General features: G+C 63.2%; 10 protein-coding genes. 7 read left to right on the top strand and 3 right to left on the bottom strand.

Annotated elements, in window-relative coordinates:
• The first annotated feature begins 40 nt into the window (after positions 1-40).
• The 4 genes from glgX to EKO19_RS38465 all read left to right on the top strand — a co-directional run bounded on the left by glgX (position 41) and on the right by EKO19_RS38465 (position 5174).
• Positions 41-2206: a glycogen debranching protein GlgX gene (glgX, locus tag EKO19_RS30295; protein ID WP_129781156.1), complete on the top strand. Its 2166-nt coding sequence runs from the start codon at positions 41-43 to the stop codon at positions 2204-2206.
• Entirely contained in the window at positions 2207-4399 is a 2193-nt protein-coding gene (gene malQ, locus EKO19_RS30290) for a 4-alpha-glucanotransferase (RefSeq protein ID WP_129781155.1), read from the top strand. It begins immediately after the preceding gene.
• Between the two features lie 104 nt (positions 4400-4503).
• Positions 4504-4884: a VOC family protein gene (locus EKO19_RS30285; protein WP_129781154.1), complete on the top strand. Its 381-nt coding sequence runs from the start codon at positions 4504-4506 to the stop codon at positions 4882-4884.
• Between the two features lie 119 nt (positions 4885-5003).
• Complete coding sequence (locus EKO19_RS38465; RefSeq protein WP_157995506.1) at positions 5004-5174, top strand: hypothetical protein; 171 nt, start codon at positions 5004-5006, stop codon at positions 5172-5174.
• A gap of 127 nt (positions 5175-5301) precedes the next feature.
• Here EKO19_RS38465 and EKO19_RS30280 read toward each other — a convergent pair whose 3' ends face one another.
• From EKO19_RS30280 to EKO19_RS30270, 3 genes are all read right to left on the bottom strand, one after another.
• Entirely contained in the window at positions 5302-5964 is a 663-nt protein-coding gene (locus tag EKO19_RS30280; protein ID WP_217705705.1) for a cytochrome b/b6 domain-containing protein, read from the bottom strand.
• A 128-nt stretch (positions 5965-6092) separates the two neighbouring features.
• The gene (locus EKO19_RS30275; protein ID WP_129781153.1) at positions 6093-7532 is read right to left on the bottom strand and encodes an MATE family efflux transporter; all 1440 of its coding nucleotides are present in this window, start codon (positions 7530-7532) and stop codon (positions 6093-6095) included.
• 270 nt (positions 7533-7802) lie between these two features.
• Positions 7803-9851 carry an energy transducer TonB gene (locus EKO19_RS30270; RefSeq protein WP_129781152.1) on the bottom strand — a complete coding sequence of 683 codons (2049 nt, stop codon included), beginning with the start codon at positions 9849-9851 and terminating at the stop codon, positions 7803-7805.
• A 401-nt stretch (positions 9852-10252) separates the two neighbouring features.
• On the opposite strand from EKO19_RS30270, the gene EKO19_RS30265 reads away from it, so the two are divergent.
• The 3 genes from EKO19_RS30265 to EKO19_RS30255 all read left to right on the top strand — a co-directional run bounded on the left by EKO19_RS30265 (position 10253) and on the right by EKO19_RS30255 (position 15490).
• Positions 10253-12292, top strand: a complete 2040-nt coding sequence (locus tag EKO19_RS30265) for a S9 family peptidase (RefSeq protein ID WP_129781151.1) — start codon at positions 10253-10255, stop codon at positions 12290-12292.
• On the top strand, positions 12289-12723 hold the full coding sequence (locus EKO19_RS30260) for a response regulator (RefSeq protein ID WP_129781150.1): 435 nt from the start codon (positions 12289-12291) through the stop codon (positions 12721-12723). The genes EKO19_RS30265 and EKO19_RS30260 overlap by 4 nt, the downstream gene beginning before the upstream one ends.
• Before the next feature lie 145 nt (positions 12724-12868).
• Positions 12869-15490 (top strand): HD domain-containing phosphohydrolase, encoded by a 2622-nt coding sequence (locus tag EKO19_RS30255; RefSeq protein WP_129781149.1) that lies wholly within the window; start codon positions 12869-12871, stop codon positions 15488-15490.
• Positions 15491-15602 lie beyond the last annotated feature (112 nt).

The raw sequence follows: 15602 nt of genomic DNA, 5'->3' as shown, positions 1-15602 counted from the left end.
TACTTTTCACACGGCCCCCGAATCGGTCACCATTCCCCCGATGAACGCCGTACCAGCTGACTTCTCCGCCGCCAACCTGCAAGCCGGGTCCCCCTCGCCGTTGGGCGCAACCTGGACCGGCGCCGGCGTGAACTTCGCCGTCCATGCCAGCGGCGCCGCGCGAGTCGAGCTTTGTCTGTTCGATGACAGCGGCGAGCACGAGCTGGTCCGTCTCACGTTGCCTGAGCGCACTGAAAATGTTTGGCACGGCTTTCTGCCCGCGCCGCATGGCGTGCCGGGCGTGGTGTATGGCTATCGTGCCCATGGCCCGTACGATCCTTCGTACGGCCTGCGCTACAACCCGAACAAGTTGCTGCTCGATCCGTATGCACGCGCGGTGGCGGGCAAGTTCGAGTGGAATCCCGCGCTGTTCGGTCATCTGCCGGATCAACCGACCGAGCAAATAAACACCGCCGACAGTGCGCCATACATGTACAAGGCGCGGGTCGTGCACTCTGAATTCGCATGGAGCGAGGACTGTCCGCCGGCCGTGCCGTGGCGTGACACCGTCATTTATGAATTGCACGTCAAAGGATTCACGAAGCTGCATCCCGGCGTGCCCGAGCGCGAGCGGGGCAAGTTTCTCGGCCTGGCCCAGCCGGCGGTGGTGAATTACCTGAAGCAGCTGGGCATCACCGCCGTCGAGCTGCTGCCGGTGCAAGCGTTCGTTCCCGAGGAGTTCCTGGCCAAAAAAGGCCTGGTGAACTACTGGGGCTACAGCTCGCTCGCCTGGTTCGCGCCCCATCCGGACTTCGGCGTCGAGGATCCGGTCGCCGAATTCCGCACCATGGTGAAGACGCTGCATGCGGCCGGCATCGAAGTGATCCTCGACGTGGTGTTCAATCACACCGTCGAAGGCACCGAGAAGGGGCCGACGCTGAGCCTGCGCGGCCTGGACAATGTTGCCTACTACAAACTCGACAGCACCAATCTGAGCCGTTACGTCGATCGTTCCGGTACCGGCAACACGCTGTCCATTGGCCATGCCGCCGCCCGCAATCTGGTCATCGATTGCATGAAGTACTGGGTGGAGGAAATGCACGTCGACGGCTTCCGTTTCGATCTGGCCGCCGTGCTGGGTCGAGACAACGCGCCGTTCCGCACCGACGCCGCATTTTTCAAAGCGGTCGCGAACGAGCCGTCGTTGCGTTACGTGAAGCTGATCGCCGAGCCGTGGGATGTGGGTCCGGAAGGCTATCAACTCGGACGCTTCCCGGCCGGCTGGTCGGAATGGAACGATTTGTATCGCGACACCGTGCGCGGTTTCTGGCGCGGCAACCCCGGCATTCTTGGCAACTTCGCCGAGCGCTTCGCCGGTTCCAGCGATTTGTTTCGTGCCAGCGGCCGCCGGCCGACGGCGAGCATCAATTACATTGCCTGTCACGACGGCTTTACTGCGTATGACGCCACGGCGTACGAACAGAAACACAACGAAGCCAATCTCGAAGACAACCGCGACGGTCACAATCACAACTTGAGCTGGAACGGCGGCGTCGAAGGGCCGACCGACGATCCGACGGTGATCGAGCTGCGCGAACGGCAGATCCGGAATCTGCTCGCGACCTTGTTGCTGTCGCAGGGCGTGCCGATGCTGCTGGCCGGCGATGAGTTCGGCCGCACGCAACGCGGTAACAACAACGCCTACTGCCAGGACAACGAGCTCAGCTGGGTGGATTGGTCGCTCGCCGAGCGCCGCAGCTGGTTGACCGCATTCGTCCGGCAACTGCTCACCTTGCGCCGGTACGCGGCCGGGCTCAGGCGCGATACCTTCCTCAAAGGTGCACGCCAGTTGGATCGCGAGCACAAGGACATCAGCTGGCGGCATCCGCTCGGGCACGAGTTGAACGCCGCGGACTGGCACGATGCCAACGCTCGCGCCATCGGCGTGCTGATCGGCCATGCTTTCACCGATCCGTATGGAACACCGAACGGACATCTGCTGTTTCTGTGCAATGCCGGCGATCAACCTTGCGACTTCCGTTTGCCCGCGCCGACCACCGGTGTGGTGTGGCAGATCGTGTTCGACACGTCGCGGTGGCGGGCGAACGATCTCGGTGACCGGCTTGGCGCCGGTGAGAATTGCGTGGTCGCGCCCCATTCCTGCGTATTGCTCGCCGATGGCGCTGCGCCGGGAGTCGTTCGCAGTGGATTTACGCTGAAGACTTAAATGGAACAACCGATCCGCCAACTCGCCCGGTTGTACGGAATCGCGGATTCCTATTTGGATTTTCGTGGCCGGCCCACCACGGTGTCGGTCGAATCGCAGGTCGCCATCCTGGCGGCGCTGGGTGTCGCAGCCGCCGACGACACGGCCGCCGAGAAGTCCATTCATGAATATGAGACGCGCCGGTGGACGGGCTTCGTGCCGCCGGTCGTGGTCGCGAGCGAAGGGCTGCCGGTTACGGTGCCGGTGGCCGTGCCGGTGGATCTGGCGGCAAAGAAGGTCGATTGGAGCGTCACGCTCGAGAGTGGCGAGCCGCGCTCCGGCAGCGTGCCGCTGTCGAAGCTGAAAGCCGTCGAGGAAGCCAAGATCGATGACCTTTCCTATCGACGCCTGACGGTGGAGCTGCCCGCGCTGCCGCTGGGTTATCACACCGCGTCGTTCGCTCTGGACACCGGGCTGCAAGGCACCCTTCGCGTCGTCGTTACTCCCGAGCAATGTTTCGAAGCGCACGCGATTGCCGAGGGCAAGAAACTCTGGGGCATCGCGGTCCAGCTGTATTCGCTACGGGCCGATGACAATTGGGGCGTCGGTGACTTTCGCGATCTGCGCAATCTGATTCGTCTGTCCGCGCCGCTGGGCTGCGACATCATCGGCTTGAATCCGCTGCACGCGTTGATGCCGGCCAATCCGGCGCACATCAGCCCGTATTCGCCGTCGAATCGACAGTTCTTGAATGTGCTGTATATCAGCGTCGAGGATGTGCCCGACTTCACCGAGTGCGAGCCGGCGCACAAGCGGGTTGCCGAGCCGAAATTCCAGGCGACGCTCGAGGAAGCGCGCGCGACTCGCAACGTCGACTACGTGAAAGTGGCGGCGGCCAAGTTTGAAATCCTCTCGTTGCTGTACGCGAGCTTCCGCACGCGCCATCTCAAAGAGCACACGCCGCGCGGTCAGGCATTCCGACAGTTCCAGGAGATCCAGGGCGAGCCACTGAAGCTGCACGCGATCTACGATGCGCTCGACGGACACTTCCGTCTGCAAGGTCCGCAGTACTGGGGCTGGCCGAGCTGGCCCGAGGAATATCGCGATCCAGCGTCGCCGGCCGTGCAGCGTTTCGCACGCGAGCGCACTGAGGACGTCGAATACTTTCAATATCTGCAATGGCTCGCCGCCGAACAACTGGCCGCGGCTCAGAGCACCGCTCGCGAAGTCGGCATGGCGATCGGCATTTACGGCGACGTGGCTGTCGGCGCGAATACGGCGGGATCGGAAACCTGGTCCAACCGCCATTTGTATCTGCAGGGCGCTTCAGTGGGGGCGCCTCCCGATGCGCTGGCGCTGAAAGGCCAGGACTGGGGCATTCCGCCGCAGGATCCGGTCGAACTGAGAGCACAACAGTACCAGCCGTTCGTCGGGCTGGTCCGTAACATGATGCGTTACGTGGCAGCGCTGCGCTTCGATCACGTGATGACGCTGTATCGATTGTGGTGGGTGCCGCGCGGCCTGCTGTCGAAGGACGGGACCTATGTCCACTATCCGTTGGCCGACTTGATTGCCATTCTGGCGTTGGAAAGTCAGCGCCATCATTGCATCGTGATCGGCGAAGATCTGGGCACCGTGCCGGAAGCGATGACCGGGGCAATGGAGCACTATCACGCCTATCACTACAAGGTGTTGATGTTCGAACAGCGGCCCGACGGCACGTTCAAGCGACCGGATGAATACGTTCCGCATGCGATGGCAGTCGTCACGACGCACGACTTGCCGACGTTGCGGGGCTGGTGGGAAGGCAGCGATGTGACGTTGCGCGCGCAACTCGATCTATATCCGTCGGATGAGCTGCGTCTGCAAGCACACGACTCGCGTGTTCGAGATCGAGTGAGCTTGTTGCGCGCGTTGGTGGCGGCGGACTTGTGGCGGTGGAACGAGGGTGAGCCGCTGCCGCAGTACTCAGCTGCGTTGTCGCGAGCGGTGCATGCTTTCATTGGTTTGTCCAGTTCGAACATTGCACTGCTGCAGATCGAGGATCTGATCGGTATGACGGATCCGGTCAACGTGCCAGGCACGGACACCGAGCATGCCAACTGGCAACGCAAGGTTTCCGCGTCACTAACTGACATATTCTCCAGCCCCGAGACTAAAGATATTCTCGCGGCGATGGATGCGGCTCGCAAAGGTGTGAACCCGAACGCGTGAGTCGCACGCCGCTTTTGGTATCGTGCGCGCCACCACATTGATGTCGTCTTAGCGATCGTCAAATTGAATGGACGCCGGGGCTATCATTGATAGTGGGGGAAGCCATGCATCGCAGCCGTCTCGCTGGATTCATCATCGATTGCAAGACCGACGATCTCGAACAGGCCGCGCAATTCTGGTCCGCCGCGCTCGGGTACGAGCTGCGCGCCAAGAGCGAAGAGCCCAGCCCCCTGTACCGCTGCATGCTCACCGACGAGCTCGGTCTGCACGTCGAAGTGCAAACCGTCGAGCATGACAGTCGCGTGCACCTGGACATCGAGTCCGATGACATCGAGGCGGAAGCCCAACGGCTCGAGGCGCTTGGCGCCCGGCGCATCGAGAAGGTGCATACCTGGATCGTCATGGAAGCACCTACAGGCCAGCGATTCTGTATAGTCCGGCCACAAAACAAGAACTTCGCGGACACTGCGAATCATTGGACATAGCGCCATCCGTATTAGGGGATGCAAGAGTTTCGATTGTCGGTGGATCCATTTCGCTTTGTGGTGCGTTACACCGCCGCGCGAAAAGGGAACACCGCCTGGGAGGTAATGTGATGTTCAGAATGACCAAGACCGATTCTTTGCCGGTGCGTCCGCGAGTCACTCCGGATCCCGAGCGAGCCGCCGAATTGCAGCGCCGCATGGAGGCGCTTCAGTACCGGCCCGAGATCGGGTTTCATCGCGACCGACTGCAGGGGAAGGCTGAGCGGCCTGCTCTGCGACTGGTGAAGTAGAACAACTACAGCGCATACGACGAGACAACGGGGCGATCGATCCATCGAGGTCGATCGCCCCTTTTATTTTTCTATGCCGGAGCCGTCGCGATAGCGACGGCGACCGTACTCACGAGCCGGCCTCAACTCAGTTTGCAATCCACCACACCACGCCACTGGCGAGCACGATGCCTGGCAGAATGCGCCACGCCGGCACGGGCTGCATCGGCTTGACGCGCACATTGCGGCGATGGCCGGTGAGCATGGCGATCACCAGGTTGTCTTTTTTCACCAGCAGATAAAACAGAATGGCCGCGATGTGCAGGCCGACAAAGGTCAGGATCACGTTGAACACGACTTCGTGAATCTCGGCCAGGGTGCGGCTGGCATCGAAGCTCACCAGATGCGACAGCGGACCGGACTCGATGCCGTCCACGTCGCTGACAAACAAACCGATCGCCACTTGCGACAGCATCAGCGTCAACAGCAACGCGACGCTCCAGCCGCCGAGCGGATTGTGGCCGGCGTCGCGATGTGCTTCTCGCGATTCGCGGAGATAAGTCATGACGCCGCTCGGCCCGCGCAGGAAATTGGCGAAGCGCGCGCTCGAACTGCCCGCGAAGCCCCAATAGATACGAAACACCAGCAGGCCCAGCAGCGCGTAGCCGCTGTAGCGATGCCAGTCCATCGCGTTCTGTTCGGCGGTCCACCACGACAGCGTGATACAGAAAACAAACAACCAGTGCGTGAGCCGCACCGGCCAGTCCCAGATGCGAATCGCAGATGTCTCGTTTGAAGCAGTGTCGTTCACAGTGTGGTCCCGTCAGCCCGGCGTCGAATGCAGACCATAGCATCGCCGGCCTCGTCATGGCTTACTCGTCTGTCTCCCGCGGGATATCCTCGGCCGTGCTCCCAGGGGCGCACAGCCTCCCGGTCAGGTCAGCGAAGCCGGATCTTCTGCCACGCGCCCGAGCGCCAGCGAAGCAACAGGACGACCGAAATGAGGATGATGTAGGTGAGCGCCGCCAGCCAGCCGCCGAGCGCACCCAGGCCGAATTGCGGCAGCCATTCGACCCAGCCGCCGCCGGGTTTGAACGACAGGCTGTGTGCCAGCGGTACGAACACCAGCCAGGACAGCACCAGCACGCAGGCCGCCGGCACCGTCGCGTCACCCGCGCCGCGCAGGCTGAAGGAGCAGGCGAAGTTCAAGCCGTCGAACAACTGATAAGCCGCCGCCACCCACATCAGCGTCGCGCCCAGCTGAATCACCGCCAGCGCCTGCGGATCGTTGTCGGCGACGAAGGTCGGGATCAGCCAGGGCGCGGCCAGTCCCAGCAACAGGCCGACCGTGCCCATATAGGTCGTGCACATCACGATGATGCTGTTGCCGATGCGCCGGGCCCAGCCGCGATCGCCCATGCCGATCGACTGACCGACCAGGGTCGTGCCCGCCATCGCGATGCCGATGGCCGGCATGAACGAGATCGACGTGAGCATCATGACGATCTGAGTCGCGGCGCCGTCCACCGTGCTCAGATGCACTTGCATGAGTTGAAACATCGCGAAGCCGAGCACGTCGGCGGCGATCAGCATGCCCATCGGCATGCCGAGCTTCCATTGCGCGGCGATCTTGTGAGCGCGCGGCCGCCACATCAAGCGCGAATGAAACATGCGATTCATGCTGGGGCCGGCGAAGATACTCAACCCCACCAGCAGGCCCAGCGCCTGCGCGCAGTTGGTGGCCCACGCGGCGCCGGCGATGCCCCAGCCCCACTCGAAAATAAACAACTGCGCGAAGCAGGCGTTGCTGATACAGACCAGCGCGTCGACCATGAAGGAAATCTTCGGCCGGCCGATGCCGTTGAAGAATCCGAGCATGCCCCACAGCGCCACGCCCAGCGGCGCACCAAACATTCGCGGCTGCCAGAATTGAACCGCCAACGCTTGCACATCGGGCGCGAGGCCGAACGGATCGAGCACGGCGTCGCCGTTCATGGCGATGAACCAGAATAGCGGTGCGACCAGCAGCGCCGCCCACATCGAAATCCAGCCGGCTTGCGCCGCGCGTTTGAGGCGTCGGCCGCCGAAGGCTTGCGCGACCAATGTTTGTCCCGCCAGACCGACGCCACCAAACAACGCGATACAAGCGATCACCGGCCAGTGAATCGAGGCAATGGCGGCGAGCGCGCTGGTGGAGATGCGCCCGATGAACCAGGTGTCCGTGAGATTCAGGATCGCTTGAATCGCACTGTTCGCCGCGAACGGCACGGCGAGCGCGACGATGGCCCGCACATCCACGTGCGCACGACCCGACGCGTCCAGCCGCTGCGCGGGCAAGGACGAGGTCGGAGAAGCGACGGCGGGAGTTGCGGTATCCATGGCACCAGGCCAAAAAGGACGCGCAGCGTAGCGTCAACTCGCGGCCACGTCACCCGCCTGAAGTTGACACGACTTGGCTCGGTCGAGGCGGTGCCGAGGCGAGTGCTCGAATGTACTCGGCAGCACGAGCAAGTGCCGTGGCCATGCGGGCGTACCGGCTCGGTTCGACGTTTGCAGTGGCCACATGGCGTGCCGGGCCGGCTGGAGGAGGCAAATAAAAAGGCGGCCCGATGGGGCCGCCTTGGTAACGGAACAGAGCAGCTGTCTGGCTTAGTTCTGCGACGCCTGCTGCGAGAACTTCAGACGCACCATGGCGCGCTGTTCGATGCGCTCGCCGTTACGTTCGACCGGCTCGAAGCGCCACTGGCGCACGGCGCGGATCGCCGCGTCGTCGAACACATCGGCCGGGCTGGCGTTGCGCACTTCCACCTGATCGACCGTGCCGTTGGTCTGCACGGTGAAGGCCAGTTCCACCCAGCCTTCGATGCCGCGTTTACGGGCCGCATCCGGATACGCCGGCGACACCATGCGCACGCGCTTCAGCGAAGCGGCGGACACGACGTTCGTCTGCTGAGAGTTCGCGTCGCGGGCCGCGGTGAGATCCGCTTCAGCCTGCGAGATGGCCGCGCCGTTGAAGCGCTGACCAACATCCTTGGCCGCGGCGATCAGCTGCGCTGAGCGCTCGTACGCTTTCGCATTCATGGCCTGACGACCGGAGTCGAGCAGACGCTGCGAGAGTGTGCGCGACAGCTCGTCCACTTCCGGACGATTCGGCGCGGTGGTCCGCAGATTCGCCAACAGATCGCGAGCGCTGTCGCCCGGCGGATCGATCAGCTTGCCTTCGGTCAGGCGTGTACGAACGTCAGCCACCATGGCGTCGACGTTCGGGCCTGCGCCCGCGGCCGGCGCATTGGTCGCCGGACGGCGTGCGCTAGCCGACTGCGCCGTGGAGCCCGCAGCGGTGTTCGGACCCGCGCCCGGACCTGCAGTACGAGTGGCTTCGACAAGCGAGCGTTCGACAGCAGCCAGCGCGCTACCCGCGGAACCCATCTGACGCGCGCCCTGCACGTATGCAGTGGCCGCCTCGACGTTGCCGCTGGCCAGTGCCTTGCGAGCTTCCTCGGTCAGCTGTGCGCTGAACTCACGAATCGTGGACAGCACCGTCGGATCCGTCGGATCGAGGCGGCGCGCTTCCAACAGCGCGTCCTTCGCGCTGCCATTGGTCGGTGTCAGCAGGCGGCCGTTGGCCATGCGATCGTTCGCGCTGTTGACCAGCGAGCGCACGCGATTGCCGACTTCCTGAGCCTGCGACAGCTTCAAACGTTCACGTTCGCGCGCGACCTGCGTATCCAGGAACGCCAGGCGCGGATGAGTCGAATCGATATCGCGCGCGGTTTCGATCGTGCGAATGGCTTCTTCCAAACGTTCGGCGAGCAGCGCGGCTTCGGCGCGTTCCAGAATCTTGTCGACGACCGAACGAATGCCGTCCTTCGCGGCCTGGCTGGTCGGATCCAGCGCCAGCGCGCTTCGATACAGATCCAGTGCGCTTTCGCCCTGCGGCTCGATGAACTTGTTCTGATCGAACGCGTCCTTGGCCAACGCCAGCTCGGCTTTGACCGGATCCGGACGTTCCGGCACGCCGCCCGGCTGCTGCGCCCCCGGTGCGACTGGCACATTCACGACCGGCGGCACTTCGGGCTCACCGGTGAAACGGCTGACGCCGAACCAGATACCGCCGATGACGACCAGCAGACCCGCGGCCAGTGCGCCGTAGGTCATCACGTAATTCTTGCTGCCGCCTTCGCCGGACGCGCCGGCGGTGCTGAGGCGCTGACCGGCGGCCGAGAGATCCAGATGCTGTTTGACCGCGGCTTCCAGCGCGAGGCGCGTCTGGCCATGTGACAACGGTGTGAGCAGGAATCGGAAGATCCGGCCGGCGGCGGTGAGCTGCATCAGCGCGGAGCTGTCCTCGCGCTTGCCCGCGACCACGACGACCAGCTCAGGGAAATGCTGAGTCAGCTGCGCCACCATCGAAGCCACGTCGGCGGTGCTCGCGGTGTCCGCGACCAGCACGCCTGGCTTCAGGTTGGAAAGCTTCTCCGCGACATGGTCCAGGTCGGGCGCGAATGCCACCGAAACGCCCCGGGGGGCGGCCTTTTTGACCGTTTCGACCAGATTGGCGTCACGGCTCAGGACCAGGATGGGCGGCGACGTGCCTTCTTCCAGCTGCCGCAAGGCTTGTGAATCGTCGATCTCCAAGTTGACCTCGTCCTGAGTATTGCCGTGTCCCGACGAACGACCCTGTTGCGCGTTGGCCATAGACCCCTCCGGGGGTTTTTGCTTGTCGCGTAATACTACTTATGCAAGATGGAACAGCTGAGAACTGTATCTGTCTTTTCCGGCTCGCTCGCGTGAACTGACGCGCAAAATTGCCATGCGCCGTTCATCCAATGTCTGATGCCGCCCCCGGTTTGATGCCCTGTACGATGCCGCTGCTCCGGATCGGGTGGCGGGCGTGATCCTACCCCTTTGTGCGTCGGCTGCCAGCGCGAAAGTTGTTGGCAAGTGGCTACGCGACCGGTTTGTGGTGCGAATAGGGGAATGGATGAGGGCCACAGTTGCCACGCCGCCGCCGGCGCTGCACGATCCGTTCAGTTAACCGTTTTTGTTCAGTTATTTTTTCGACTCCCAGCAACGTGTCCAAGCCGCCGCTCGCATCGATGCGATCACATCGCGTCGCCTCTCCCAATGGCGCACGCGACGACGTTTATTATTGGCTGCGCGACGACACGCGCACCGATCCGGACGTCCTCAGCTATCTGAAAGCCGAGAACCAATACACCGAGACGCAGCTGGCGCCGATCCAGCCGCTGATCGATCGGCTCTACACCGAGATCGTCGCGCGGCTGAAGCAGGACGACTCGACCGTGCCGGTGCGTTACCGCGGCTACTGGTATTCGATCCGGTTCGCGACCGGGCAGGAATATCCCATCGTGGTGCGCCGGGCAGACAGCGCGACGGCGGAGGAGGAGATCCTGCTCGACGGCAACGCGCTCGCCTCCGGGCTGCCGTTCTATCAATTGGGCGGATATGAGATCAGTCCCGACAATCGGCTGCTGGCTTACACCGAGGACACGGTGGGTCGTCGGCAGTACCGGCTCAGGATCAAGGATCTGGCCACCGGCACCTTGCTGCCCGATGTGATCGAGAACGTCGACGGCGGCATCGCCTGGGCCGACGACAATCGCACGTTGCTGTATGTCGAGAAGGATCCGGTGACGCTGCTCGGCCGGCGCATCCGCAGTCATCGCCTGGGCGACACCGGCGCCGATGCGCTCATCTACGAAGAGCCCGACGAAAGCTTCGATCTCACCGTCGAGCGCAGCAAGTCGGAACGTTATCTGTTGATCGCCTCCGAGAGCACCACGTCGTCGGAGTGGCGGTACACGCGCACCGATGACCTTACGTTCGATTTCAAAGTGGTGGTGCCCCGCGAGGAAGATCACGAATATCAGCTCGATCATCTCGACGAGCGCTTCATCATCCGCACCAACTGGCAGGCGCTGAATTTCCGCCTGGTCGCCGTGCCGGTGACGCAGGCCGCGGATCGTACTCAGTGGCGCGACGTGATGGCGCACGATCCGGAAGTGTTCATTCAGGACTTCGAATTGTTCCGCACCTTCGTCGCGGTCAGCGAACGTTCGCGTGGCCTGATGAACATTCGCGTGCAGCGCTGGGGCGAAGCGCCGTTTCATCTGACCGCGGACGATCCGACGTACACCATGGCGCTCGGCTCGAATCCCGAGCTCGACACCACGCAGCTTCGTTACGTGTATACGTCGCTGACCACGCCCGGCACCACGTATCAATACCATCTTGCCGACGGCTCGCGTGTCGTGTTGAAACGTGAGCCGGTGCTCGGCGATTTCGATCCAGCCAACTACGTCAGCGAGTTCGTCTGGGCGCCTGCTCGCGATGGCGAGCGCATTCCAGTCTCGATCGTGTATCGCAAAGGCACGCCGCTGAACGGCACGGCGCCGTTATATCAATACGGCTACGGCTCGTACGGGCTGAGCATGGAGCCGGCGTTCAGCTCCTCGCGGCTGTCGATTCTCGATCGCGGCTTCGTGTATGCGATGGCGCACGTCCGCGGCGGTCAGGAACTCGGCCGGCGCTGGTACGACGCCGGACGTCTGGAACAGAAGTGGAACACGTTCAACGATTTTGTCGATGTGACCGATCATCTGGTGGCGCGCGGTTACTGCGCACCGGACAAAGTATTCGCGGCGGGCGGCAGCGCCGGCGGACTGCTGATGGGCGTGATCGCCAACGTCGCGGCCGATCGATATGCCGCGCTGGTGGCGCACGTGCCGTTCGTCGACATCGTCACCACCATGCTCGATACCAGCATTCCCTTGACCACACTCGAATACGACGAGTGGGGCGATCCGAACGAAGCCGCTGCCTACGCCTATATGCTTTCCTATTCGCCGTACGACAATATCCGCTCCCAGCCTTATCCAGCCATGCTGGTCACCACCGGACTATGGGATAGTCAGGTGCAGTATTACGAGCCCGCAAAATGGGTCGCGAAATTGAGACGGCACAATACCGGCAGCCGCGCGTTGCTGTTGCACGTGAACCTGGAAGCGGGTCACGGCGGCAAGTCGGGGAGATATGAACACATGCGAGAAGTGGCGCGAGAATACGGATTCGTCATCGCTCTGGCGGAAGGTGCCAGCATTGGAGCCGCGCCATGAGCCATACCGGCTACATTCTGCTGGCGGATGACAATCCAACGGATGCGGAGCTGACCATTCGCGCGCTGGAGATCGGCGGCGTTTCACAACAGGTGGTGTGGGTGCAGGATGGCGAGGCGGCGCTTCACTATGTGTTTCGTCAGGGCGTCTACGCGCAGCGCCTGTCCGGCAATCCGAAACTGATGCTGCTCGACCTGCACATGCCGAAGATCGACGGCCTGGACGTGCTGGCGCAGATCAAGGCCGATCCCAAGACGCGCTCGACCCCGGTGGTGATCATGTCGTCCTCCGATCAGGAGTCGGACATGATGCGCAGCTACGAAGCGCACGCCAACAGCTACATCGTCAAGCCGGTGGACTTCAAACAGTTCACCGACCAGGTGTCGCTGCTCGGCCAGTACTGGACCCGGATCAATCGCGCCGGTCCCTGAACGTCCGGACACAGAATGTGCTCTGTGTCTCCCTTTGCGGCTCGGAGTTCCCCCTAGTCGTGCTAATCCCCGGGGGCGCCGGGCATACTTCGGGGGCTCCGAAGGACAGTACTAAGGCTGGCGCGCTCGCGCCGGGAGACTAGGCATGGGTGTCATCCTGATCGCATTCGAGCGCGAGTCCGAGCAAAGCGCGCTCGAGACTCTGCTGTCGGGTCGCGGTCATCGGGTTCTGAAGTCCGCCAACGGGCTCGCGGCCCTGGACGTTGCGCGTCGCGAGGCGCCTCAGGCCATTGTGTCGGACATTGTCTTGCCCCGCATGGACGGCTTCGCCCTGTGCCGCAAATGGAAGCAGGACGAGCGCCTGCAAAACATCCCTTTCCTGTTCTATACCCGCCGGCACGACGACCCCAAGTACGAACGCTTTGCCCTGGAGCTCGGCGCGGAACGCTTTCTCGCCCGCTCGACGCCGCCGGAAAAACTGCTGAGCGCGCTCGATGAGTTGCTGCCGCCGGGTCACGGGAACGGTGCGCGCGCGGGTGCGCAGCCTGCTCCGGCCAACGGTCACGGTAACGGTGCGAGTGGCAACACCCGTCCCATGAACATGCTCGACACGGCAGCCATGCAGCGTTTCGCCGTGCTCGAAAAAAACCAGGCTGAAGCGCTCGAGAAAGCGCAGGCCGCACAGCGCGTGCAAGCGGTGCAGGCGGCGGAGCTCGACAAGGCGCAACGTCTGCAAGCCGCGCAAGCCGAGGCGCTGGAGCGCGTACAACGCACGCAGACCGCTCAAGCTGAAGCATTGGAAAAGGCACAGCGCGCACAGATCGAAGCGGTCGAGCGTGCCGATCGATTGCAGGTCGAAGCCGCTGAGAAAGCTCAACAGGCGGAAGCTCAGGCCGAAGCGCTGGAACGGGCGACTCAAGGTCATGCGCGTCTGCGCTCGCACGTCAGCGAGCTCGAGGCGAGCAATCAGCGACTGGCTGCCGGCGAAGCGCGGTTCCGTCGCGTCTTCGAAAACAATCCGCAGCCGATGTGGATTGCCGACCATGCCACCGGTGGCTTTATTGCCGTCAACGACACGGCGCTGGCCATGTATGGTTATTCGCGCGCCGAATTCCTCGGTTTGAAAGCCGCTGCGTTGGAGCTGTCGGGCGTCGAGTCGCGCGACGCGGCGGTTCGCATGCATCAGCGCAAGGACGGAAGTGGCCTCGCGTTGTCGATCTCCTCGCAGCAGATCGAATTCGACGGTCGCAACGCCGACCTGGTCGCCGCGTTCGATCTGACGCAGCGAGTCGAGGGCGAGCGCCAGTTGCAGGAACAGGCGAAGGCCGGCAACGCATTGCTCGACCAGGCGGCCGATGGTTCGTGGCTGCTCGGCAGCGACGGCCAGATTCAGGACGTGAACGCGACCTACTGCCGCATGTCCGGCTACAGCAAGGACGAGCTGTTGGGCATGAACGCCGCGGACATCGAGGATCCGTCTTCCGGCGAGACCACGCTGCGATTGCAGCTGGGTCGCGTGCGCGGTGGCGGCCGTTACGAGACCAAGCATCGTCGCAAGGACGGCACGCTGTTCGACGTCGAAGTGAGCGTCGGGTTGCTGGAGAACACGCGCGGCGACAGCATCGTGCTGATTCGCGATACCGCGCAGCGCCGTCGCGACTCGATCGTCAACCGGCTGTTCCAGCGCCAGGCCGATTTCCTGGTCGATCTGTTCAAGCAAGCCGACTCGCTCGACGAGTCCGCGATCGTGCGCCGGGTCATCGAGCAGGCGCTCGAAGTGACCCGCAGTCCGCTGGCCTATCTGTATTTCGTCGATAACACCCACAAGACCATGACGCTTGCCGCCTGGCGCGATGGCAGTCGGCCGCAAGTGGTGATGGCCGATTCGGAGCCGCAGCCCATTGGCCGCGCCATGATGCTCAGCGAATGCGTGCGCGGTAAGCACGCGACCTGGACCAACGACATTGCCCGCAAGCCGCAGAACGATGGCCTGCCAGACCTGATGCGTTTCATGGCCGTGCCCATGCTGTCCGGTGACGAAGTGGTCGCCGTCCTCGGCGTCGGCAATCGCGAGGCGAACTATGGCGACGAGGAACAGCGTGCGCTCGCTGCGTTGTCCGAGGGCGTATGGCGTGTATTGCACTCCAAGCGTGCGCATGCCGTGACGCTGAGCGCCCTTCAGCGTACCGATGTGGCGCTCCAGGGCATGATCGATTCGTACGTTCGCATGAGCGAGCGGCACGATCCGTACACCGCCGGCTCGTCGCGTCGCCTGGCGGCGTTGGCAGTTGCGATCGGGCGCGAGGCGGGGCTCGATGGCGAACGTCAGCACGGCCTGCGTGTTGCAGCTCTGTTACACGACATCGGCAACGTCGCCGTGCCGGCTTCCATTCTAAGCAAGCCCGCGCCGTTGACCGAGGCGGAGACCGCGCTGATGCGCACTCACGTCGAAGAGGGCTGCCAGTTGCTCGCCGATATCGATCTCGGCGCGCCGGTGGCCGACATCGTTTACCAGTCGCACGAACGTTTCGATGGCAGCGGTTATCCGCGCGGCTTGAAAGGCGAGGAGATCATGATCGAAGCGCGCATTCTCGCGATCGCGGACACGGTCGAAGCGATGTGCTCGCCACGTCCGTATCGCCCGGCCGCCGGCATGGACGCGGCCCTCGACGAGATCAACCGCGGGGCCGGCAAACGCTACGACGAACACTTAGTGGCCGCATGCACCCGGCTCATCCGGCAGCACGGCTTCACCCTGCCCGCATAACAGTATTTCCCGGGAAAAACCGGCCTTTTGTAACTCCGCCTAAGGCCGTACCTGGGTCGCCGATGAGCGTCGCTATTAAGCGTCGCTGAAACTTCCCGGCTCGGGCTTGCAG

Origin of the sequence: Peristeroidobacter soli (assembly GCF_004138485.1) — a bacterium.
Classification (GTDB): domain Bacteria; phylum Pseudomonadota; class Gammaproteobacteria; order Steroidobacterales; family Steroidobacteraceae; genus Steroidobacter; species Steroidobacter soli.
The sequence above is the reverse complement of the archived record's forward strand: the minus strand, read 5'-3'. Positions and strand labels throughout refer to the sequence as shown.

Bases quoted from the DNA above. Each gene is read 5' to 3' on its own strand.
- glgX (WP_129781156.1), top strand. From the start codon at position 41: ATGAACGCCGTACCAGCTGACTTCTCCGCCGCCAACCTGCAAGCCGGG.
- malQ (WP_129781155.1), top strand. From the start codon at position 2,207: ATGGAACAACCGATCCGCCAACTCGCCCGGTTGTACGGAATCGCGGAT.
- EKO19_RS30285 (WP_129781154.1), top strand. From the start codon at position 4,504: ATGCATCGCAGCCGTCTCGCTGGATTCATCATCGATTGCAAGACCGAC.
- EKO19_RS38465 (WP_157995506.1), top strand. From the start codon at position 5,004: ATGACCAAGACCGATTCTTTGCCGGTGCGTCCGCGAGTCACTCCGGAT.
- EKO19_RS30275 (WP_129781153.1), bottom strand. From the start codon at position 7,532: ATGGATACCGCAACTCCCGCCGTCGCTTCTCCGACCTCGTCCTTGCCC.
- EKO19_RS30270 (WP_129781152.1), bottom strand. From the start codon at position 9,851: ATGGCCAACGCGCAACAGGGTCGTTCGTCGGGACACGGCAATACTCAG.
- EKO19_RS30265 (WP_129781151.1), top strand. From the start codon at position 10,253: ATGCGATCACATCGCGTCGCCTCTCCCAATGGCGCACGCGACGACGTT.
- EKO19_RS30260 (WP_129781150.1), top strand. From the start codon at position 12,289: ATGAGCCATACCGGCTACATTCTGCTGGCGGATGACAATCCAACGGAT.
- EKO19_RS30255 (WP_129781149.1), top strand. From the start codon at position 12,869: ATGGGTGTCATCCTGATCGCATTCGAGCGCGAGTCCGAGCAAAGCGCG.